This window comes from Candidatus Cryosericum septentrionale, from assembly GCF_003570995.1.
In the GTDB taxonomy this organism is placed as follows: Bacteria; Caldisericota; Caldisericia; order Cryosericales; family Cryosericaceae; genus Cryosericum; species Cryosericum septentrionale.
On record NZ_QXIY01000002.1, the window covers coordinates 21,534 to 42,065 of the forward strand.

The window sequence follows — 20,532 nt, forward strand, 5'->3', positions numbered from 1 at the left end:
GGGTTCTCCTCGTTCCTGGGACCGGCTACAGGGAGCGCACGACCTGGGCCAGGGTTCTGACTCCTTCGTCGATCTCCTCGGTGGTCAGCGCGCAGAACGGCAGCCGGACGAAGGTGTCCCCTCTCCCGTCAGCGAAGAAGTCGCGCCCGTTTGTGAGCTGGATGCCTTTCTCCAGGCCCCTGGCGATGAGGGCTTCGGCTTTGACACTCTTGTTGAGCATGACGCCCACGAAGAAGCCGCCCTCAGGTCTGGCCCATGTTCCCAGGTCAGCCATTTCCGCGTCGAGTGCGGCAAGCAGTTCGGATAGACGTGGGCGGTAGAGGTTGCGTAACTTCTCGATCTGAGCGGGCAGCAGGCCGCTGTCGATGAACTCGAAGACCGTGGCCTGTGACAGAAGGGACGGGGTGATGTACGTATCCTGCGCGGTCTTGCCGAGGCGGTCCATGTACTGCTGGGGGCCGAACGCGACGCCGACGCGCAGGCCAGGCGACAGCAGCTTGCTGAAGCTACTCAACTGGATGGTGCGATGCGGGATCATGGACTGGATCGTGGGAACGTCGTCACCGGCATATCGCAGGCGGCGATAAGGGAGGTCCTCGAGGACGAGCACGCCGTACTGCTCTGCCAAGGCGGCGAAGGCCCGGCGCTTGGCCTCCGACATCGTTGTACCCGAAGGGTTCTGGAAATCGCTGATGACGTAGGTCATCAGCGGATGGTGTTCGCGGATGAGTTCCTCACAGGCGGTGAGGTCCATGCCGTCTTCCTGCAGGGGAACGCCGACAACCGTGGCGCCCGCCCGGCGCAGGACCTTGATGACACGGTCATACGAGGGCTGCTCGACCAAAACGGTCGTGCCCGGCGTGATGAGGGAACGGGCCACGAAATCGACGATCTGCAGGGCTCCCTGGCTTAGCAGAACCTGGTCGGGCTGGAGTCCGTGGCCGGCTGCGATGAACTCACGCAGTGGGCCGAATCCCCGGAAGGAGCCATATTGCAAAATCTGTGAGCTGTACTTGGCGAGAGCCGACGCGGCGCACTCTCCCAGGGCCTCCACCGGAAACGCTTCTGTTGCGGGAACCCCTCTCGTGAATGCAATCATGTTACTTGCCTCCTGGATGTGTCTGATACGTTGATTATGCTTCCTACAGGACCATGAAGACTGCCGAGATGAGCAGTACTCCATAGATGAGCTGGGTGAAGCGTTCACCGCTGATGCGGTGATGCGCGACATCTCCCAGCAGGGCGCCGAGCGCAAGGAACGGCAGAGACGTCAGGACAAGCCTCCCTGGCACGCCGGCCAGCTTGTGGCGCACGACAATATCTACGATAATGAATATATTGAGTGTCGTCCAGATTGCAACCAGTGTGGCGCGGAACGAAGCTTTGTCCTTCAGCTTCTGAGTCGCGTAGATGATGACGGGTGGACCACCCGAGGTGAACGCTCCCTGCATGGCGCCTCCGATGAACAGCAGGGTGTCGAGAAGCCATGCAGGCCATGTTCGCGGCGTACCTCTGCCCGGCCGGAACTGCGTGACCAGTCCTTGGACGCCGACGACGACCATGAAGATGGCGAGGATACGCATCAGCGTCGTGCGTGGCAGGACATTATAGGCGACCATGCCGATAGGAAGTCCGGGCAGAACAAATGCAAGGATGCGCAGGTACTGCCGCCAGTCGACGTGGTTCCACGAGACGACCAGGAGGTAGACGTCCAGCACAAGGGCCAGGACGGTAAGGACGGGGCGAGCCGTGTCGATGCCGGCCAGGAGGATGCAGAACGGCATGGCCAGCACGGCGCAGCCGAAGCCGGTGATCCCCTGGATGAAATGAGTCGCCAGGACGATGAGGCCAAACAGGACAGCAGTCAGGGCAAAGGGCACATCTTCCTCCACGCGTCCTCTCGGGGCGCACTCGAACAGTATACGCGGAATGCGGTGGTTGGCTCGTCGACGCGGGCTGAAGCCAGCGCTCCTGTGCGCGTTTGCGTGCGTGCAAAGGCGAACCATACTGTGCTGGAACGTCAGTGTCGTCCGGCGACATGGCAGCGGAGGGGAGGAACCATGAGACTGAAGAGAGCAGTGGCGATCGTACTGACGGTGGCAGTGGCGGCAGTGACGTGTGCGGGATGCCGCCCGAAGGCAGTCAGCACACCCGAGAATGGGCTGCCGTCCATCGTCGTTCGGACCGTCCGCGAGGAAGACATGACGCTCAACTATTCCGTGAGAACCAGTTATCCGCAGTTCGAGGGCAACCGGCCTGCGGGCGCTCTCGAGAAGGCCAACAAGGCTGTCGCTGCCATGGTACTCCCGGACATTGCGGGAGTGAGGCAGAATGCCGCTCACGACGCCGCCGCATGGGCCGCCGAGAACCCCTCTGAGGCTGCCCAGTGGCTTGCAGACCACAGCAGGTTCCTGAACGCCGACTACGAGATTCCCTATCTGACCAACGACCTCGTCAGTGTCCGCATCCGGTTCGAGACGTACTCCGGTGGCGCACACGGCATGTCGTATACGCGTGTTGTCAACGCGAGGCTCAGCGATGGTGAGATCATCGACACCGAGGGCCTGTTCCTCGACGGGAAGCAAGGCCTGCAGTGGCTTTCGCAGTACTGTGCCACAGATTTGAAGCGCCAGTACGGACCAGACTACGAGGCGCTGAAGAAGTTCGTCGACGATGGAACTGCGCCTACGGCGGACAACTTCACCAGCGTGTCGCTGGAACCGAGCGGGCTGGTCGTCTCATTCGACCCCTACCAGGTTGGCCCGTATGCCGCCGGTCCGCGAGAGGTCCACATTCCGGCAGGCGAGGTCCAGTCGATGCTGGCCGTCACCCTGTCGCCGGATGCCTTCAACCTGGTGCTGGAACCAGGCGACTGAGGTCCAAGACGCTTGGCCGGTCATCCACCTTGCCCATACTGTGCATGTTAGCACCGTGTACTGAGCGGGTTCCGTCCGTAGCGGCGTTCTTCGTGCGGATGCGACGTGCACAGCGTATGGCGGAACGCCGCCACGCCCTGCTTGCAGCAGAAGGGGTCCACCGTGCCGCCGTTCATGATCATCAGCGTGATGGGCCGCTGCAACCTTGCGTGCGCAGGCTCAGCAATGCCAGGAGGAGTCCGACATGACGCCCACGGAGCTCCTTGGCGTTGTCCGGCAGGAGCATGACCTTGGCGTTGGTATCATGCTGCTCGCTGGCGACTCGTGTTCTGCTAACCGTGAGGGCGTGGCATACAAGCAAGACCGTTGGCTGCCAGCCAGAAGGTCGTCTTGGCGCCGGGAACTTCCTGGGGGCTAGTTCTCGGCCCGAAGAGGGCTATCGACATTGAAGCTGAAGCGGTAGCTCCAATACACCCTCCCAGTCTCATCCACAAATTTGCCTCGCAGATTGACAATTCCGTGCGTGCCCGATTTCTTGAGGTTCTCTGCGATGCGAACGGGATTCATGAAAACCTTGCAGCTTCATCTTGGCTGTAGATCGTGTGGAAACGCGTCGCTGCCTGAATGTGGAATCGGGACAATCATCGCTCTCTTTCCATAGCACGGTGAAGGAAGACTCCCGAAGCACACAGTCCGAGTCCCGGCGTTGGCGGCTTGGACACTTAGTTCCTCGTCGCTGAAGCATCCGTCGGAGTCGGAGATCCAAACCCGCTGGACAGTCACGACGACATGAGACCTCGATTTCTTGAACTGGTCGACAGCTACCAGCGTGGCAACTACAGCGCCATAAAGGGCTATCAGATTGGTCAGAGTGAAATTCATGCTGCTGGCCTCCTCTCAGAACATGGAGTTGGCTCTCTACCACGTATCACTACGCAGTCTATGGCATCAGGCGCTTATTGTGAAATGCTGGTCGAGACCATGCGAGTTGACTGATATCGTCAATATCTGCTCCATGTACGGCCTCCTCTTTTTTAGTTTTCCTTCAACTCTTATCCTATGGTCTTTTCCAAGAATCGAAGGAAATTTCCACCGATAAGTTTAACCATATCAGCTTCACTATATCCCCTGGCCAGGAGTTCTGCGGAAAACTCTACCGAATGGGGGTGCCCCTTTATGCAATCGTAATTCCGATGGGGCCCGGGCTTCGTGAAATCTCTCATCTCGTCGCAAAAATCAAAACCAAACCCCACGTAGTCAGTCCCTACCAGATCGCGAATATGATCTACATGATCGGCCAAATCTTTCTCGTCTAGTTTCTTTATGTCCGGGTTACCCACAAAGGTACTACATACATTCATTCCCATAACCCCACCGCTCGACGCCAATTTACGAATCAAATCGTCCGTGAGATTTCTCATGGAGGGGGCTAGAGCTCTACAGTTAGAGTGAGAAGCCATGACAGGCCCCTGGTAAGAATGGAACAGGTCCTCCACTCCCTCATCATTGAGGTGGCTTATATCGAGATACATACCTAAACGGGCGGCTTCCCGCGCCACCTTGACTCCAAACTCCGTCAACCCGCCCTTCTGCCCCTCCTCCACCGGATTAAAGAAACACCCGTCCGCTGCATAATTTCGGCGGCTCCACGTCATCCCAATGCCCCGCACTCCCAGCTCGTAGAAGATGCGCAATAAGGCGAGATCATTCCCGACAGGCTCAAGGCCCTCAAAAGAAAGAAGAATAGCAAGTTGCCCCTTCTGCCGGGCGTTCCGTATCTCTTGAGTGTTACGGCACAAGGTGAAAAGGCCGGGACTTTCCTCCATTTCCGCATGGAGAGCGCTTACTTGATCCAGAGCTCGACGAAGCCCCATCTCGGGTAGGTACTCGTTGGGGACAAACAGAGAGGAAACCACAAGACCGATGCCCCCCTCCCTCAGAGACGAAAGATAATCCCGTTCAATAACCCGGGTCTCTCCTCTCAACCGTTTTCCCAGCACCAAAGGCAGAAGATCGAAGTGGGCATCGACGACCAAATGTTTCTGGTGAAGGTCGCGAGCTTTTTCGTAATAAGGAAGAGATATACTGCCCTTTTCGTTCATAAACAACGCCTCCATGAATGAAAATTCGTATCACTGGTGTTCGAGGCTCGAAAGGATCTCCTCCCCATGACGCACCTTAACTCTATAGAGAGTGGCCCCCTTTGTCAAAGCAGAAAGCGTCAATTCCTAAGCCATTTTGTAAGAATATTGCACGCATCTTTTGTCAACTCATATCGTCTCGTTAAACCTCCTGCATAAACCTGAGCTGGCGTCTTGTACCTCGGCGCCTGGTGCGGACGGCGATGATATAGTGCTCCATGTACTCCGCCGTCGAGCGCGGACATGCCCGAGGGCTTTCATAGTCTTTCAAATGCACCTTCTTGTACTTGCAACTCAGCCAGACTCGCTTGGTGAATATATTGTCCATACAACGACCATGACAACACATAGCGCGAATACCAGTCCAATACCACCGTCGGGTACATAAAACCGCCTTTCAGCGTGACATAGGTGATGCCCGTTCCCCAGATGTGGTTGGGATATTTGGTGCTCACGTTACGCAAAAGATACGGATATTTCGAGTTCTCGTCCTCCCCCTCAACCCTTTGGGGGTGGGATAAATCGCCAACAGCTCCATGTCTCTCATTTGGCTTGAATTGATATCGAAAGTTGCTTGTTCGCCCAGTCTATGAACGCCCCTCGGTCATTGAGAGATCGTGTCGACACCACATTTTGTTGAGCCATTCAAGCTGCATCGAGAGCACCCATCGCAGAATGAACTTGAGCATAGGACCTCCAGGGATACAACAGCGGGGCGGCTCTCCAGCTTCAAGAGCAGAGCCGCCCCGCTTCTTTTCCTGTCTAAATCGTGTGTACCGCCGTCAAGAGGTTTCGGACAGCTACCCCATGTAAGCGTTCTTCCAGTCGACCATTCCCAGCGTCGACTGGTAGAAGTTCTTGATGCTCTTGCTTAGGAGCACCGGGTTCGTGTAGTAGTAGATTGGAAGAATGGGCATATCCGTCATGAGGATCTTCTCTGCGGCATGCAGTGTCGCCATACGTGCCTTCGGGTCGACAGTCACCTTGGCCTTTGCGATGAGAGCATCGTAAGACTTGTTGCTCCAGCCACAGTTGTTAGTTCCGCTACCCGTTATCCACATATCGAGGAACGTGTTGGGGTCCATGTAGTCACCGATCCAGTTCGCTCGCCCGACATCATAGTTGAGGAGATGCCGATCAGCCCTGTAGACGCCCAACTCCTCGCTCCTGAGGGTGCAGGTGATACCAAGGTTCTTCTTCCACATCCCCTGGATCGCCTCGGCGATGGTCTTGTTTGCTTCGGAGATGTTGTAGAGGAATGTGAAGGCAGGGAACCCCTTGCCATTGGGATAGCCGGCCTGAGCAAGCAGCGCCTTTGCGGTGGTGATATCGTTATCCTTGTAGAAGCTCTCCTGGGAACCCTTGCGGAAATCGCTGCCAGGAAGCGCGTCTGCAATACCGTAGGGAACCCAAGCCAGCGCAGGAATCTGTCCGCCCTTAGTGATGGACGTAGTGATGCTCTTGCGGTTGATGGCCAGATTCAAGGCTTCGCGAACGCGGACATCCTTGAACGGCTTCTTGGTGACATTGACCATACAGTAGTATGTCCCAAGGTACGGAAAGATTTTCACATCGCCTGAGGCGACCAGCTTGGGCAACTCTGACAACGGTACGAAGGCCGCGGCGTCCAGCTGACCGGTCTGATACATCGAAAGCGCAGTTGATTCATCCTCGACCATTAGGTAGGTGATCTTCGTGAGCTTGACCTTGTCCTTGTCCCAGTACGTCGGGTTCTTGACAAAGACCAGCTTCTCATTGTGCGACCACTCCGTGAGCTTGAACGGTCCATCGGTGACGAAGTTTGTGACATCGGAGGCCCACTTGTCATTTGTGCTGACAACAGCCTTGCAGACCGGCATCAGGGTAGGAAACGCGGTCAGATTGAGAAAGTAGGCGGTGGGCGACTGGAGATAAACCTTGAGCGTCTTGGCATCCAGTGCCCTGACGCCGACGTTCTTGCTAGGGTCAATCTCTTTCGCCATGTTCGGCACGGGGACGTCCTTGCCCCCTACTTTCTTCGTAAGAGGATTGCCTTTAGCGTCGACAGCTTGGACATAGTACTTGCTGCCGACCTTGATGGACATGTTGAATGCCTGACCACCATAGACGTAGTACAGTTGATATGCATATTCTGATGCCAAGTCCGGGCTCAGCGCGCGCTTCCACGCATACTCAAAATCGTATGCAGTGACTGCCGTTCCGTTCGTCCAGTACGCATCACGAAGCGTAAACACATACGTTTTCAGGTCCTTGGAGATCGTCCAGCTCTTCGCAATTGCTGGCTGCGGCGTATTCTTGTTGTCGAGACGCGTCAACCCGTCAAAGACCTGCATTTCGACGTTGCTTGCTGGAATGCTAGTTGTAATGGCTGGATCAATCGCTTCGGGTTCAGTCCCCAGGTTGTACGTTACCTCCTGAGCAACTGCCTTGGCTGATGGCACATTCGACAATCCACCAAAGAATGAGACCAGGAATACCGCTATCAAGACAAGTGACAGTGCTTTCCTCATACACCAGCCTCCCCTTTCCAAGAAAATTTGTCGCTCGCGCGACTAATGCTAATGCTACCAACTGGCGGGAAAAATGCAACGGGGCGAGATCCAGCCGCATCGACTCATCCAACATGGAGGTGAACTGGTTCCTTCCCAGCCAGAAGCTCGTGCACAAGGTCAGGACCGGGAGTCACATCACCAAGATGCACGACAACGCACAGACACCATGCGCACGGATGCTGGCACGGAAGGATGCATCCAAAGAGACGAAGAAATGCCTCCGGGCCATCCGTGCGGAACTGGACATCATAACGCTGCTCCACGAGATCTTCCTCTGTCAGGAACAACTGAATGAAATCACTAAAAGGAAACAACCTCTAGTGATCAAGAAACGTGGTAACTACGCCTCCGTTTCTGGTGAGTTCACGACCTGATGGTTCACGTACATTCTTAGTGAGTTGACACGGACGTGCCGTGACAATACGATATATTCATGCGGGACACAGAAATGACTAACCTTACGATTGGCGTCTTGGGCGGCATGGGGCCTGAGGCCACTGCCGGATTTTTCTTCACGCTGGTGAGCTGCGACGTGGCGAAGAATGACCAGGACCACCTCCACATGATCGTCGACAGTACCCCTTCTATTCCAGACAGAACGGCGTTTTTGCTGGGGAGAGGCCCCGATCCGCTCCCCGGAATGTTGGCCTCGGCCAAGCGGCTCGAAGTCGCCGGGGTGGACATCGCTGGTATTCCGTGCATGACTGCCCACGCATTCCTCCCACGACTGACGCCGCTCACAGCAATCCGCTTTCTTTCGGCGTTCGAGGAGATGGTGGGCACACTCACCCGTGATTTCTCCTCTATTCACGCGCTGGGAATCCTGGCGACCTCCGGTTCAAAGAAGGCTCGACTCTACGAAACCCATCTCGACCGTTTTTTGATTCTTTGGCCGAATGAGGAAAGCCAGGAAACATGTGTGATGGAAGCGATTTATGGAAAGAGGGGAATAAAGGCGGGAGAAAAAGGCGAGTATCCACGAGGGCTTCTCATCAAAGCGGCCCGCGACCTTCAGGACAAAGGGGCCGAGGCTATCGTCGCCGGCTGCACGGAGGTGCCCCTCGCGCTCTCGCAGAAATATGTCGGAATACCTTTCATCGATCCGATGACGCTCCTCGCGAAAGCGCTCGTCGCGGTGGCACGCAACGTCTAAGCGGATTCAATTGACATATGTTAGAATCCTGCCCCTCGCGCGCGTAAAGGAATTCGGAGCGTAAGGGGTCTAGAGCGTTCTAGCTTTTCTTGCGCCCTACCCCCGCGCACTTGAAGGAATTTTTAAGCTCCATTGCTCACCTGCTGTTAACAATAGTGGCGGCTCCTTGAGCCAGCCTACGCGAACGACATCCGGCTTGCTGACCTGAGGTGCCAAGATATCGCTGATTTCTCTCGGTCACGAAAGGCCGCCGAATGGGGGCAGTTTCTGCGCCCAGCCGAGGCTGTCGTGCTTCTTGAGGATGTGGATGAGGTCATCGATGTCAATGCCGAGGCGCGTGTTGCCGTCACGGCCGACCATGGTCTCGGCGGTGGTAAGGGAGTTGATCACGGCCTCTTCGGTCGCCTCCACGATGGCGGCGAAGATGGCCGACATCGCGTCGTTGCTGACGGTAGGGTAGGTCGCGATGGGCGCGCCAGAGTGCGGGACGCGGTATGCCGTGGAGAAGGCGATGAAGAAGTCGCCCGACCCGTTGCTCGAGTAGAAGCCACTGCGGGCCATTCCGAGGCCCGCGCGCTTGGTGACGCGCGCGAGGAGGCGCTGGTCGAGGGGCGCGTCGGTGGCGATGACGACCATGCAGGACCCGTCGCGCGCGGAGGCGGCGTCAGGCTGCGATGGCGCCGCGGAGACTCCGGCGGGGGAAACTTCTTGGGTCTGGGATCGTTCCGCGGCCGCCGCCCCGCCGAAATCGAACACGCCCAGTTCGCGGCCGACCGGGGCGCCGTTGACCGTGAGCATGCCGCCGAAATTGGTCTGGGCGAGGACGCCGACCGTGTAGCCGCCGAGCCGCGCCGGCAGGACGCGGGAGGAAGTGCCGATGCCACCCTTGAATCCCATGCAGGAACAGCCCACGCCACCACCCACGTTGCCTTCACCGACGGGGCCGCCGCCCGCGGCGCCGAACGCCGCGAACACGTGTTCCTTCTTGACGTGGCGGCCCTGGATGTCGTTCAGGAACCCGTCATCGATGTCGCCCACGACGGGGTTCACGGTGCCGGTGGATATGCCTATCTCGGGGCTTTGGGCGAGGGACCACTCGATGAGCGCATCGGCCACGAGGGGCACGTTGAGTGTGTTGGTGAGTGCGATGGGCGTTTCGAGAGTGCCGAGCTCGTTGATTTGGTGTAGGCCAGCCGATTTTCCGAAGCCGTTGAGAACGAAACTTGCCGCCGGGGCTTTTTCGCGGAAGATATTGCCATCGTGCGGCAGAATCACCGTGACGCCGGTGCGGATGGGGCCCACGCCGGGGACGAGGGGGCCACTCCCTTCGATCAACGTGCAGTGCCCGACCTTAACCCCCCCGACATCGGTTATCGCGTTGCGCGACCCAGTCTTGAATATCCCGATATCTATACCGATATCCCGTACCCGTGGACGATTCATCGTTGTTGCTCCTTTTTGTGCGTGGCGGTGCGGTGGTTCCCCGACCGCGGCGACCTTTCGTTTCCCGTGCGGAATAATCCTGTAGTCCGCTGTTTCCGAGCCTACTATTGCATTCCGGGTCCGTCATTCTTTGCTCGTGAGATATTGTCCTACTCCGTTAGCGATAGTCAAGTTAGGCCAACCGCTGCACGAGTCGCCGCACGGGGACATTTCAGATCGTGACAGACCTGAAGAGCCAGTATGGGGCAGACTACGAGGCGCTGAGCAGCTTCGTGGAATATGGAACGGCGCCAGCGGCGGACAACTTCAAGAGCGTGTCGCTGGAGCCAGGCGGTCTGGTCATCTCATTCGACCCGTACCAGGTTGGTCCGTATGCCGCTGGTCCACAAGAGGTCCACATTCCTGCCAAGGATGTCCAGCCGATGCTGGCCATCACTCTGTCGCCGGACGCGTTTAGCCTGGTGCTGGGACCGGGCGACTGAGGTCCAGGACGCTTGGCCGGTCATCCACCCTGACTATACTGTGCAGGTTAGCCCCGTGCACGCCACGGATTCCGAGGAGCATGACATGAGCGAAACGACTGAATATGTCCACTTATTTGACGATACTATCAAGGCACTGTTCTCCGATGCCGTGCGCATCACGCTGCGGGACCCGTCCGTGGCGGCGTTCTTCGTGCGGATGCGACGTGCACAGCGCATGGCAGAACGCCGCCGCGCCCTGCTTGCAGCAGAAGGGGTCCACGTGCCGCCGTTCATGATCGTCAGCGTGACGGGCCGCTGCAACCTTGCGTGCGCAGGCTGTTATGCCCAGGCTCAGCAGCGGCACGAGGAGCCCGACATGACGCCCACGGAGCTCCTGAGTGTCGTCCAGCAGGGGCATGACCTTGGTGTCGGCATCATGCTGCTTGCCGGCGGTGAGCCGATGACGCGGGTGGACGACCTGCTGACGATTGCGCGCGAGGTACCTGACGTCGTATTCCCAGTGTTCACCAATGGGACACTCCTGGATGATCTGTTGGTGCGCCGGATCCGCAAGCAGCGCAACGTGATTCCCGTCATCAGCCTCGAGGGACATGAAGCAGCAACAGACGCGCGTCGGGGTCAGGGTGTCGCCGCGCAGGCGCAGGCGGGCATCGCGCTGATGCGCAGGGCGGGCGTCTTCTTTGGGACGTCGCTGACGGTCACTCGTCTGAACATCGACGCTGTGCTCGATGAGCAGTACCTGTGCGGACTCATCGACCTTGGGTGCAGATTGTTCTTCTTCGTCGAATATGTTCCGGTACGGGAGGGAACCGAATCGCTCGTTCTGGACAGTGCCCAGCGTGCGCGACTGGTGGCGGTCGTTGCTTCGCTGCAGAAGCGGTTGCGTGGCTTGTTCATCGTATTCCCCGGCGACGAGGAGGTTTTCGGAGGATGCCTTGCAGCAGGGCGCGGATTCATCCACATCAGCCCGTCAGGGCGGGTGGAGCCATGTCCGTTCGCCCCATATTCCGACGCTAATGTCCGGGACGTGCCGCTGCGTGATGCGCTGGCGTCGCCCCTGCTCGCCACCATCCGCACCAACCATGACAGGCTGACCGAGACCAGCGGAGGGTGCGCCCTGTGGTCACAACGTGAGTGGGTGCGGTCGTTGCTGCCTGGTGCGGAGGAGGCAGACGCCACCGATCGAGAAACAACCACATGAGGACGACAGACACTCTCTTCGAACGCGTCTGGAGCGTCGCGGCGAAGGTACCACGCGGCAAGGTGACGACGTACGGAGCCATTGCGCGGGTGCTGGGGAGTCCTGGGGCGGCGCGGACGGTGGGCTGGGCGATGCGGGCAGCGCCGGTAGGATCGGAGCTGCCGTGCCACCGCGTGGTCAACGCGGCGGGTGAGCTCTGCCCCGAGGACACGTTTGGCGGGCCTGGCGTCCAGCGGTCACTGCTGGAGAGTGAGGGAGTTACCTTCGACGTGCAGGGGCGCGTCGACATGAAGCGCCATCTCTGGATCCCCTAGCAATGCTCAGTGCAGTTCATGCACCATCCACACGTTTGGCTCGACGTATGTGACTACTGCGAAATCGTCCCTGTCCATACCATTCCTCGTACCAGCACTACGGGAGGTGGAAGCAGTCTGTCAACGCATACCCTTCATTGAGGCGCTCTTGAGTTTCTGAGGGATGTGCCCATGATGTTGAGCATCATGGAGGACTGGGTGAACGATGCAAGGCAGCGACTGGAGTCCATAGACGAGTTCAGAGGGTTTTCCATCCTGCTCATGGTGTTGGCCAACTATCTGGCCGGTCCCCATATTGTTCCGGCGTGGCTGAAGCACGCGCCTGGCATAGGATTCACCGTCATCGACATCATCGCTCCGATGTTCATTGCGGCCATCGGACTCACATTTGGCGCCTCGTTCCGGGCCAGGCTGACCAGAGACGGCAGGCGCCGGACCATTGAGCATTTCCTGTCCCGGAACCTTGCTCTCATCGGTATTGGGGCTCTTTTCACGGTGTTGGGAAACCTCTCGGGACTTGCTGTCGACCGGTCGGACTGGGGACTGTTACAGGCTATCGGCTTCGCGGGGCTTATCACGCTTGTCTTCATCGCGGTGCCGGCGCGCCTGCGGTGGCTTGTAGGGCTCTTGTTGCTGGTCGCCTACCAGTTCCAGCTCAACAGTTTCTGGCTGGCGAATGTCCTGAGTTCCACGCACGGTGGGCTTGAAGGCGCCCTCTCCTGGGGGGCTATGCTGGTCATGGCGACCGCGCTGGGAGGCCTGTTCCATGATGTCCCAAAAGGAAGGAGGTGGTTTCCCGCCGCGTCAGCGGGTGTCCTCACTCTTGGTCTCCTTCTGGCATTCATCGTTCCGGTGAGCAAGAACCGTGTCTCAGCCAGTTATGTTCTGATTGCATTGGGCGCAAGTGATCTGGTTTTCTGGTGTTTCCATGTGTTCGACGAACGTTTTGGCCGCTCGATACCTATCCTCAGGGAGTGGGGGCGCAACTCTCTGTTGCTCTATGTCATGCACGGTGTTCTTCTGGGCATATTCGTCGCGCCTCGGATACCCGGCTGGTATGAACTGGCCCCCGTGTGGCTGGTAGTCCTTGAGGCACTGTTGATGGTCGGAACGCTGAGCTGGGTCGGGTGGGTGCTGGACCGCAGGCATTTTCATGTTGCCTTGTGATGCCGGCAAGGAGGAATGATGGATGAGTACGCGGAAGTCATTGTTGTTGCAGGGCAGGCTGAGGCTGAGCGCATCGTGCAGGCTCTTGGAGCTGCGGGCATAACCGCGTTCTTCCGCGCGACAACGGGCCTCGAAGGGATGTTCCAGGTCATGGCCGTCCAGTCAGGCCTTGTTGAGGCACGGGAGGTCGCGAGCATGTTTCAGGGTTGTGAGTGCCAGCAGGAAGGAAGCCGTGACGAACCCGAGACTCGCAGTCAGACTGGAAAGCGCGTGCGCCGTCGGGGAATCGTCGAGTAGAGGCGTGCCGGCTGGCAGTCGAGCAGGGTTCTGGCACTGTGCAGGACATTCATGGAGCACACGAGGTGACACATGGAGACATCAGGCATGCTTGCGGGTATTGTCTGCCGCGAACTGGAGCCGAGGCTCTGGCCGCAGCTGGAAACACTATTTGGCAAGAATGGAGCATGTGGTGGCTGCTGGTGCTGGTGGTGGCGGCTTGCGGGCGTGGAACGCTGGGACGACGTGAAGGGCGAGGTAGCGCATGAGCGACTGTGCCAGGCGGTTCAGTCCGGCGGCGTTCACGGGGTGCTCGCGTTCGATGGTGAGACACCGGTGGGGTGGTGCTCATTCGAGCCGCGTGCTTCCCTGCCACGGCTGGAACGCTCGCCAAGGTTCAGAGGCACACCCGCGGAAGGCGTCTGGTTCGTCGGATGTTTCTTCATCCAGCGTGGCTGGAGGCGCAGGCGACTGGCGGAGGTCCTTCTGGGAAAAGCGATCGAGGTGATGGAGCGTGAAGGAGCTCGTGCGGTCGAGGCTGTGCCGAAGGAGACGCACGGGCGCCCACAGGCGGACGCGTTCCTGTTCACGGGCACGTATGGGATGTTTGAGCGGCTCGGGTTCCGCACGGTCCCGGGCGCAGGCGGCAAGACCACCATCATGAGACGGGAATTCATTCCAGGAGGGCAGCAATGACCACGACTGATGTCCCGTGCATCGTTCCTGAGACACCGTTCTTCTGTTCCTGGAGCGGAGGCAAGGACTGCTACCATCCGTCCCTGCAGCATGGGTTGTTGGCGGGGTGCTCCAGACCATGGCACTGCCGTTCATCGGCATGCCTCGCAGCAGGAGGACCGTCAGCGATGCCGGGGGGGGGTAATGCGAGGTGGTGAGGTCGCAGTAACCTTCGCAAGGGGGCGGACGTAGACAAGGTGGACAGTCGGTCAGTATTCTCAGAAGACCGGCTGCGAGGGGTAAGGAGAAGATATGACTGACCAGGACACTCGTAGGACCCGTTCCTCGATGGCGAACCTCGGCATTCTGCTAATCGTCGTCGGCATCGTCATCCTCGCACTGCAGTATGTTCACATCGACCTGAACTGGTTTCCGGAGCGCTGGGCGGAGATGTCATGGCCGCTGCGCATCATCGTCCCCGGGCTTGCGTTGTTCGTGGTGGGTCTGGTGCTGCCGGACCGGGCGGGCGAGGGTCTGTCCGGGTTCGGGTTTGTGGCCGCGGCAGTGGGCACCCTTCTCTGGTATCAGGGTATCACTGGCACATGGGAAAGCTGGGCATATGCATGGGCTCTCGTGTTCCCCGCCGCGGGAGGACTTGCAGGCATCATCCATGGGACGCTGCACGCCAACTGGCGGCACGTGCGTGACAGCGTTGGCGGCTTCGTGTTCGGCATCGTCATGTTCGTTGTTCTTGGCTTCGTGTTCGAGGGCTGGCTAGGGTTCGAGGGGTTTGGACTCAACCGGATTGCTGCCTGGGTTCCAGGAGTGCTCCTGCTGGCAGTGGGCGTCACCGTCCTCTTCGCCGGCACCCCCGGTGAACGCAGCTCAAGACGCGCCGAGCGTCAACAGCGGCGCATTGAGCGCGAACAGAGATGGGCAGAGCGTCGCGCGGCGCCCCAGGGATGGACGAGCGCTCCGGTCGTGCCTCCCGAGGAGAAGAAGATGGAGACCATCACGCCTGCCGAGCTGACGAAGCCCGACGACAAGCAGCCTCAGTAGACGTTGAACACGTCGTTCCTTGTTGGCTGGCCTCGCCATATGGTCGGGCGAGGAATGCAGCTTCCACGGCGGGGCAGAGCCTAGAAGCGTGAGGCCAGGAGGCGGGCGAGAGCCTCGAGCGCGACGATCGGTCGGGGCGTCGTGGTGGTGGTAGTGGCGTTCAGCGTGTACACGATGGTGAACACGGTGTCCTTTTTGCGTACCAGGATGGCAGCGACAGCAGGATCGTCGTACCGGGCCGAGGCCTCGCCGACGATTGCCGCCCCCGCGTCATCGATGAGTCCGTCGGCAGCGAGCTTGCCCCTGTACCAGGCATACGCCCGGTCACGCAGCGCGTGATCCGGATCGGGAGTGAACTGCCCGCCGAGGAGCGTCAGGGAGCCCCCACCACGGAAATCGATGGTGATACCGTTTTTTGCCCTGGCCAGTTCCTTGCCCTGGCCGTTCGTGCCTTGATCAGGGAAGAACACGAAGGTCTGGTCAGCGTACCCGACGTCCACGGCTGTCCCCAGCCCCGTCTCCTTGAAGTCCTGCGGGCTGAGCGTGACGCCGGGCAGTACGCTGATAGGCTCGTCCACAGTCGTCCCTCGCAGAACAGAGAAGAGCGTGGCTGCGCCCCCGCTGACGAGGGCGAGCACGATGACAATGGTGACGAATGTACGCATGCGTTTGCGGTTCACGGTTGCCTCCAGGTACTGAGGATCAATATAGGACGGCCCACTGCTCGAGCAATGCCCTCAGCGCATCAGAAGATGGCGGACGAGGACGAGGACTGCGAGGTGAGCCGGGTAGTATGCATAGAACAGTTCCGGCAAATGGCGCAGATGCAATCGGGGCGGCCAGAGAATGAACGGGATGCTGGCCAGTGCGTAGACCTGAGACGGCCAGAACATGATCCCGGCGAGCACGTGCAGGAGTCCATGAGCGATGACGAGCTGCTCTCTATGCTGAAACAGCATGAAGCTGGCTAGGCACAACACAACGCCATAGAGGCCATAATCTGGACCCACGGCTGGCAGCCAGAGCTGTATGGCAGCCAGGCTCAGTGCAAGGACGACCGCCCACCACCGGCGGTGGTCACATCCCCAGATAGCCAGTAGTCCCAGCAGCAATGTGGCAAAGATGTTGAGCGTCCACGGGCGCACGCCGAACGCGATCATGTAGACCGGCTGTGCGATGAGACCCCAGATGGCAAGCCTGAGCGCATAGCGCGAGAGGTTGTGCGTGTGTAGATAGCCGGCGGCAAGCTGGTAGGCGAAGAGGGGAAAAGCCACGCGCCCGATGATGCGGAGCCAGCCCACCTGTGGTAGCAGAATGGCTCCCACGTGGTCGACGGTCATCGAGACGATGGCGACAAGCTTGAGGGCGTCAGACTGTGCGAGGGTCGGCTGCCCGTCTCCCAGGGAGGAAATACCTTCATCGTGGTTCGTCATTATCAACGATTCATCGCCTCGCTCTTCTTGACAGCCCCCTGAGGCAGCACTAGAATACTGCAGCAAAGCCACGTGTTGGGGCGTCGTCTAATGGTAGGACACTGGCCTTTGGAGCCATGAATTGCTGGTTCGACTCCAGCCGCCTCAGCCATCTTCTTCTGACACAGACAAATGCCTCGATCCTGGGTTGACGCGGTCGAGTCAGCACAGCCTCAGGACAGAGGCGTATCCGTAGTGTAGCAATCCCATCTGTTTTTTCTAGACCACCTGGCCGGCGAGGACCGCATAGGTGTTCGCCGCGTCAAACTTGCCCATTTTCTGCAACGCCATCACGTACGCGCCGAGGACCGGGTCGAGCAGTGGCGGTCCCAGCCGTGCGAGTGGGGCGACTTCATGTACCAGCAGTGTCAGCCTGTCGATGAAGGTAGGATTGCTGCCCCTGAAGACCAAGCCTCCCAGGACGACATCAACCGTCTCGCGCTCGAAGCCCATCTTGCGGACAAGCCCCGTGATTCCCTCCGCCAGAGACTCTGCCTGAAGCATGAGGATGCGCTTGCAGGCTTCGTCGCCGCCCGTCGCGCCGTCGAAGACCAGCGGTACGATGGCCAGAGCCCGATGCAGCAGTTCTCCGTGTCCCACCATGTCTTGTACGGCCTCGAGGAACAGGAGTTGCAGCGTGTCATAGTCGGGGGCACCGGTCACGTCCAGTACCGTCTGCTCCAGCACGGATTTTGGCCCTGTCCCGTCGTGGGAAAGAAACGCATAGTGCAGGATGTCTCTCAGCATAGCCAGTCCGCCGCCTCGCAGGCCGCTCTGATAGCCCAGGCCCCGGAGCGTGACCCAGGTCCCGTCGCGGCTGCAGGCACAGGCATTCGCGCCTCCGCCGCACACCAGGGCAATCCCCCAGCCCTTGTCGCTTCCGGCCTTGAGCATGATCCATGTATCGTTGACAAGGTCGAAGATGAGCCCGGGGAATGTGGTAACCAGAGCTGCACTAAGCACCTCGCGATGCATGGGCAGATCCATACCGGACAGCCCGAACACGGCGCGCTCGACCTGCGTTAGCAAAAGGCCCGCAGCCGCCAGCGCATCCTGAACGGCGTCGGTGATGCCTGATATGGCCGCTTCGAGTCCCACAACCTGGTAGTTGGAGGTGCCCCCTTCGCCGGATCCGACGATATGGCCGGCATCGTCACCGACGACAGCCTTCGTCCTGGTCGTCCCCCCGTCGACGCCGAGATAGTACGTCACAGCCATCCTAGATGGACTCCGAGTCAACGCTTGTATGAAGGTGGAGGGAGGTCAGGACCTTGAATCCCTCTGCCAGCCGCATGCCGTGTGCCCTGCCCAGCTCCGAGGCCTTGAGGGTAGTGTACTGCGTCGCCCTTTCCAGCGTCTCCGGGGTAAACTGGCTCTGAAACAGGCTGAGAGCTGCTAGCTTCGCCTCATGCTCGGCTGCGGTGTCGACAAACTGGTTTGGCCTGCCGGTGAGGTAGAACGCGATGAAGCGGACCGAGTGGGGCGGCAGGTCGGGCATGTACAGTGGAAGGTCACAGTAGATCATGCTTTCTGCCGCTGACCAGCCGCAGTTGAGGTGGTCCTGATGGGCCTCATACGTCAGCCACGGGTCGGGCGCCAAGATGGCGTCCGGTTTCTCCTGCCGGATGATGCGGACCATCGCCGCGGTCGTTTCCCCGCAGTGGGGCAGGGAACCATCGTGGAACGGCAGATACAGGTGTTTGTGAACGCCGATGGCCTCGCCGGCACGCTGATCCTCGTCCCTGCGGATTACGACCAGGCGTTCGCGTGTCATCGAGACGTCTGTGCTGCCCAGGCGTCCGTCGGTCATCGTGGCGAGCGTGATGTCTTTCCCTGCCTTGGCCAGCTTGAGCAGGAGGCCGCCCGCGAACCAGACCGCATCATCGGAATGTGGTTGAAACACGACGTAGTTCTGTGCTGAGTCGATGGGCGGGATTGGTAGAAACTCGTTCCAGTTCATTGTCCATGGCCTCCGTTCAAATGGCAGGCGTGCCGGTAGAAGGAGCTCCCGGATCGGGGCACGACGCGGTGGTGAGAGCACACTGTTTCTTGACAGCCTCCAGCTTCTTGCCGTACAGGGGATACATGAGGATGAACACGAGCGCAATAAGCATGAGCACTGCAGGGATGCCGCTCATCAGGGCACGAAAACCGACCACTGCCGTGTGAGGTTGCAGTGTCGGATCGGTCAGTTTGGCGACGTAGTGTGTCCTGATCTGGACGAAGGCGATAATGCCAGCAGAAATGGCGACGCTGCTGCGCATGATAAGGGCGTTGACGCCGTAGTACATGCCCTCGCGGCGTGCGCCGGTCTTGAGGTAATCTTCGTCGCAGATATCGGCAATCATCATGTCCTCCACGAGAAGAAGAGCGCCCAGCCCGACCCCCAGAAGGGCGAAGAAGGTAATGCCGACACCAAGGGTCTTCACAAATGCGAGAGGTATGAGAAAAACGGTGAACAGGCCAATACCGATGATGGCTGTACTGCGCGTACCCACCCTGACGACGACCTTGTTCCAGAGCAACTGCGAAATGATGGCCATGAGGAACACAGCCAGCAACACAAATGTCTTCTGGGTGTCAGTGAGCAGCAGCGCAAACTGGGTGTAGAAGGGAATGACACCCTGTACCATGACTAAGACGGTCTGGAAGAACAGGTTGAACAGTACAAAGGTCACGAAGGACTTGTTGACCAGCGTATTCTTGATGGCCGGGCCGAGCGACAGCGATTCGCCACCCTGTATCCGTGGGTTCTCTTTGGAGCCAAGCAGCGAAACAAACATGACGAGCGCAGTGCCGCTGCCGATGATGACGCCCAGTCCTTTCCAGCCGAACTTGGCGATGAGGATGGGAGCAAGCGCGACGCCGACGATGACGCCGACGATACCGAGGACCTGGCGCCACGCATTGACGACACTTCGATCCTGTGTCGTCGCGTACATCTCAGGGTATAGTGCTGTCCAGTTGAGGATGACCAGTGTGTAGAACCCGTCGAACGCAAAGATGATGGCGAGATAGTACCAGAACATGGCTATGCCGGTGATGCCCGCCGGCGGGACCCAGATTAAATAGAAGGCAAGCGCCAAGGGCAGCGTTCCCAGTGCGATATAGGGAATCCGTCGCCCCCACCGGGTATGCGTTCGGTCGGACCAGTAGCCGAACAGTGGGTCGTTGAGACAGTTCCAGGCTGTGTAGATCAGCATTGCTGTGGCAAAGAGCCTCGGCGAAAGTCCCAACTTGTCCACGTAGAAGTACATGGCCCACGTCGTGAAGCAGTTCTCGGGCAGGCCGGCGCCCATCGAACCGAAGCTGTATGCAAGCTTTTTCCAGAAGTTCATGCTGCCTCCAGCGAATTGCGGATGCGTGCGGCTACTTGAAGCTGTCGAAGTATGGGGCCTCCTGTTCCTTGAACGCCAGGACGAGATCTCGTGCCACGGCCGGCGAGGGTACCAGCGGATTGAGTGCCAGAGCCTCGATGAGAGCTTTGAGGTCGCGGTACGCAACCGCGTCGACGAGGGACCTCTCGTACAGTTTCACCTGCTCGATCAGCGAGATCTCCGTGAGGCCGAGCCGTTCCTGAAGGTCAAGGAGAGCGCCCACGAGAATCGGGACTCTTGTCCCCCCTCCACCAATGATGCTGACTTTCATCGTTGCCTCCAGTCGGCGCGAACCGGCACGCCATGGCGCATCCGCCAGAGGGTATCCGCCAGCGTTTCTT

The 20,532-nt window shown here is 59.2% G+C and carries 22 protein-coding genes and 1 tRNA gene; 11 read left to right on the forward strand and 12 right to left on the reverse strand.

Annotation, left to right across the window (positions count from 1 at the left end):
• Window positions 1–25: 25 nt before the first annotated feature.
• Together SMC1_RS00805 and SMC1_RS10290 are read right to left on the reverse strand one after the other, a co-directional pair.
• Entirely contained in the window at window positions 26–1,099 is a 1,074-nt protein-coding gene (locus SMC1_RS00805) for a PLP-dependent aminotransferase family protein (RefSeq protein WP_165849103.1), read from the reverse strand.
• 43 nt (window positions 1,100–1,142) lie between these two features.
• Window positions 1,143–1,892 carry a sulfite exporter TauE/SafE family protein gene (locus SMC1_RS10290; protein ID WP_165849104.1) on the reverse strand — a complete coding sequence of 250 codons (750 nt, stop codon included), beginning with the start codon at window positions 1,890–1,892 and terminating at the stop codon, window positions 1,143–1,145.
• A gap of 168 nt (window positions 1,893–2,060) precedes the next feature.
• Between SMC1_RS10290 and SMC1_RS10295 the strand changes: the two genes are divergently transcribed.
• A complete protein-coding gene (locus SMC1_RS10295; protein WP_165849105.1) occupies window positions 2,061–2,876 on the forward strand; it encodes a DUF3298 and DUF4163 domain-containing protein in 816 nt (271 codons plus the stop codon).
• A gap of 582 nt (window positions 2,877–3,458) precedes the next feature.
• Here SMC1_RS10295 and SMC1_RS00815 read toward each other — a convergent pair.
• From SMC1_RS00815 to SMC1_RS00825, 3 genes are all read right to left on the reverse strand, one after another.
• Complete coding sequence (locus SMC1_RS00815) at window positions 3,459–3,758, reverse strand: hypothetical protein (protein ID WP_119084917.1); 300 nt, start codon at window positions 3,756–3,758, stop codon at window positions 3,459–3,461.
• A gap of 170 nt (window positions 3,759–3,928) precedes the next feature.
• The gene (locus tag SMC1_RS00820; RefSeq protein WP_119084918.1) at window positions 3,929–4,978 is read right to left on the reverse strand and encodes a dipeptidase; all 1,050 of its coding nucleotides are present in this window, start codon (window positions 4,976–4,978) and stop codon (window positions 3,929–3,931) included.
• A gap of 839 nt (window positions 4,979–5,817) precedes the next feature.
• Window positions 5,818–7,527, reverse strand: coding sequence for a peptide ABC transporter substrate-binding protein (locus SMC1_RS00825; protein ID WP_119084919.1), 1,710 nt, complete (start codon window positions 7,525–7,527; stop codon window positions 5,818–5,820).
• A 113-nt stretch (window positions 7,528–7,640) separates the two neighbouring features.
• Here SMC1_RS00825 and SMC1_RS00830 point away from each other — a divergent pair, with 113 nt between their 5' ends.
• A complete protein-coding gene (locus tag SMC1_RS00830; protein ID WP_119084920.1) occupies window positions 7,641–7,943 on the forward strand; it encodes a hypothetical protein in 303 nt (100 codons plus the stop codon).
• Between the two features lie 74 nt (window positions 7,944–8,017).
• A complete protein-coding gene (locus SMC1_RS00835; protein WP_207799250.1) occupies window positions 8,018–8,722 on the forward strand; it encodes an aspartate/glutamate racemase family protein in 705 nt (234 codons plus the stop codon).
• Between the two features lie 237 nt (window positions 8,723–8,959).
• Here the strand turns inward: SMC1_RS00835 and SMC1_RS00840 are convergent, their stop codons facing one another.
• Window positions 8,960–10,165, reverse strand: a complete 1,206-nt coding sequence (locus tag SMC1_RS00840; RefSeq protein WP_119084922.1) for a P1 family peptidase — start codon at window positions 10,163–10,165, stop codon at window positions 8,960–8,962.
• Between the two features lie 218 nt (window positions 10,166–10,383).
• On the opposite strand from SMC1_RS00840, the gene SMC1_RS00845 reads away from it, so the two are divergent.
• The 7 genes from SMC1_RS00845 (at window position 10,384) to SMC1_RS00875 (ending at window position 15,342) form a co-directional block, all read left to right on the forward strand.
• The gene (locus SMC1_RS00845) at window positions 10,384–10,647 is read left to right on the forward strand and encodes an RsiV family protein (RefSeq protein WP_207799251.1); all 264 of its coding nucleotides are present in this window, start codon (window positions 10,384–10,386) and stop codon (window positions 10,645–10,647) included.
• 85 nt (window positions 10,648–10,732) lie between these two features.
• Window positions 10,733–11,851, forward strand: a complete 1,119-nt coding sequence (locus tag SMC1_RS00850; RefSeq protein WP_165849108.1) for a radical SAM protein — start codon at window positions 10,733–10,735, stop codon at window positions 11,849–11,851.
• Entirely contained in the window at window positions 11,848–12,165 is a 318-nt protein-coding gene (locus SMC1_RS00855; RefSeq protein ID WP_119084924.1) for an MGMT family protein, read from the forward strand. The genes SMC1_RS00850 and SMC1_RS00855 overlap by 4 nt, the downstream gene beginning before the upstream one ends.
• A gap of 171 nt (window positions 12,166–12,336) precedes the next feature.
• Window positions 12,337–13,332 (forward strand): heparan-alpha-glucosaminide N-acetyltransferase domain-containing protein, encoded by a 996-nt coding sequence (locus tag SMC1_RS00860; protein ID WP_119084925.1) that lies wholly within the window; start codon window positions 12,337–12,339, stop codon window positions 13,330–13,332.
• Between the two features lie 18 nt (window positions 13,333–13,350).
• The gene (locus tag SMC1_RS00865; protein ID WP_119084926.1) at window positions 13,351–13,629 is read left to right on the forward strand and encodes a hypothetical protein; all 279 of its coding nucleotides are present in this window, start codon (window positions 13,351–13,353) and stop codon (window positions 13,627–13,629) included.
• 87 nt (window positions 13,630–13,716) lie between these two features.
• A complete protein-coding gene (locus tag SMC1_RS00870) occupies window positions 13,717–14,304 on the forward strand; it encodes a GNAT family N-acetyltransferase (protein WP_207799252.1) in 588 nt (195 codons plus the stop codon).
• 291 nt (window positions 14,305–14,595) lie between these two features.
• Window positions 14,596–15,342 (forward strand): hypothetical protein, encoded by a 747-nt coding sequence (locus SMC1_RS00875; RefSeq protein WP_119084928.1) that lies wholly within the window; start codon window positions 14,596–14,598, stop codon window positions 15,340–15,342.
• Between the two features lie 80 nt (window positions 15,343–15,422).
• On the opposite strand, the gene SMC1_RS00880 is transcribed toward SMC1_RS00875, so the two are convergent.
• Together SMC1_RS00880 and SMC1_RS00885 are read right to left on the reverse strand one after the other, a co-directional pair.
• Window positions 15,423–16,022 (reverse strand): hypothetical protein, encoded by a 600-nt coding sequence (locus SMC1_RS00880; protein ID WP_119084929.1) that lies wholly within the window; start codon window positions 16,020–16,022, stop codon window positions 15,423–15,425.
• A gap of 57 nt (window positions 16,023–16,079) precedes the next feature.
• Complete coding sequence (locus SMC1_RS00885) at window positions 16,080–16,775, reverse strand: TraX family protein (protein ID WP_119084930.1); 696 nt, start codon at window positions 16,773–16,775, stop codon at window positions 16,080–16,082.
• 76 nt (window positions 16,776–16,851) lie between these two features.
• Here SMC1_RS00885 and SMC1_RS00890 point away from each other — a divergent pair.
• Window positions 16,852–16,926 (forward strand) — tRNA-Gln (locus SMC1_RS00890).
• A 107-nt stretch (window positions 16,927–17,033) separates the two neighbouring features.
• Here SMC1_RS00890 and SMC1_RS00895 read toward each other — a convergent pair.
• The 4 genes from SMC1_RS00895 to SMC1_RS00910 are packed head-to-tail and all read right to left on the reverse strand — an operon-like array spanning window position 17,034 to window position 20,462.
• The gene (locus tag SMC1_RS00895) at window positions 17,034–18,032 is read right to left on the reverse strand and encodes an N-acetylglucosamine kinase (RefSeq protein WP_119084931.1); all 999 of its coding nucleotides are present in this window, start codon (window positions 18,030–18,032) and stop codon (window positions 17,034–17,036) included.
• Window position 18,033: 1 nt separating this feature from the next.
• Window positions 18,034–18,774: a PIG-L deacetylase family protein gene (locus SMC1_RS00900; protein ID WP_119084932.1), complete on the reverse strand. Its 741-nt coding sequence runs from the start codon at window positions 18,772–18,774 to the stop codon at window positions 18,034–18,036.
• A 16-nt stretch (window positions 18,775–18,790) separates the two neighbouring features.
• Window positions 18,791–20,152, reverse strand: coding sequence for an MFS transporter (locus SMC1_RS00905; protein WP_119084933.1), 1,362 nt, complete (start codon window positions 20,150–20,152; stop codon window positions 18,791–18,793).
• A gap of 31 nt (window positions 20,153–20,183) precedes the next feature.
• The gene (locus SMC1_RS00910; protein ID WP_119084934.1) at window positions 20,184–20,462 is read right to left on the reverse strand and encodes a hypothetical protein; all 279 of its coding nucleotides are present in this window, start codon (window positions 20,460–20,462) and stop codon (window positions 20,184–20,186) included.
• Between the last annotated feature and the right edge of the window lie 70 nt (window positions 20,463–20,532).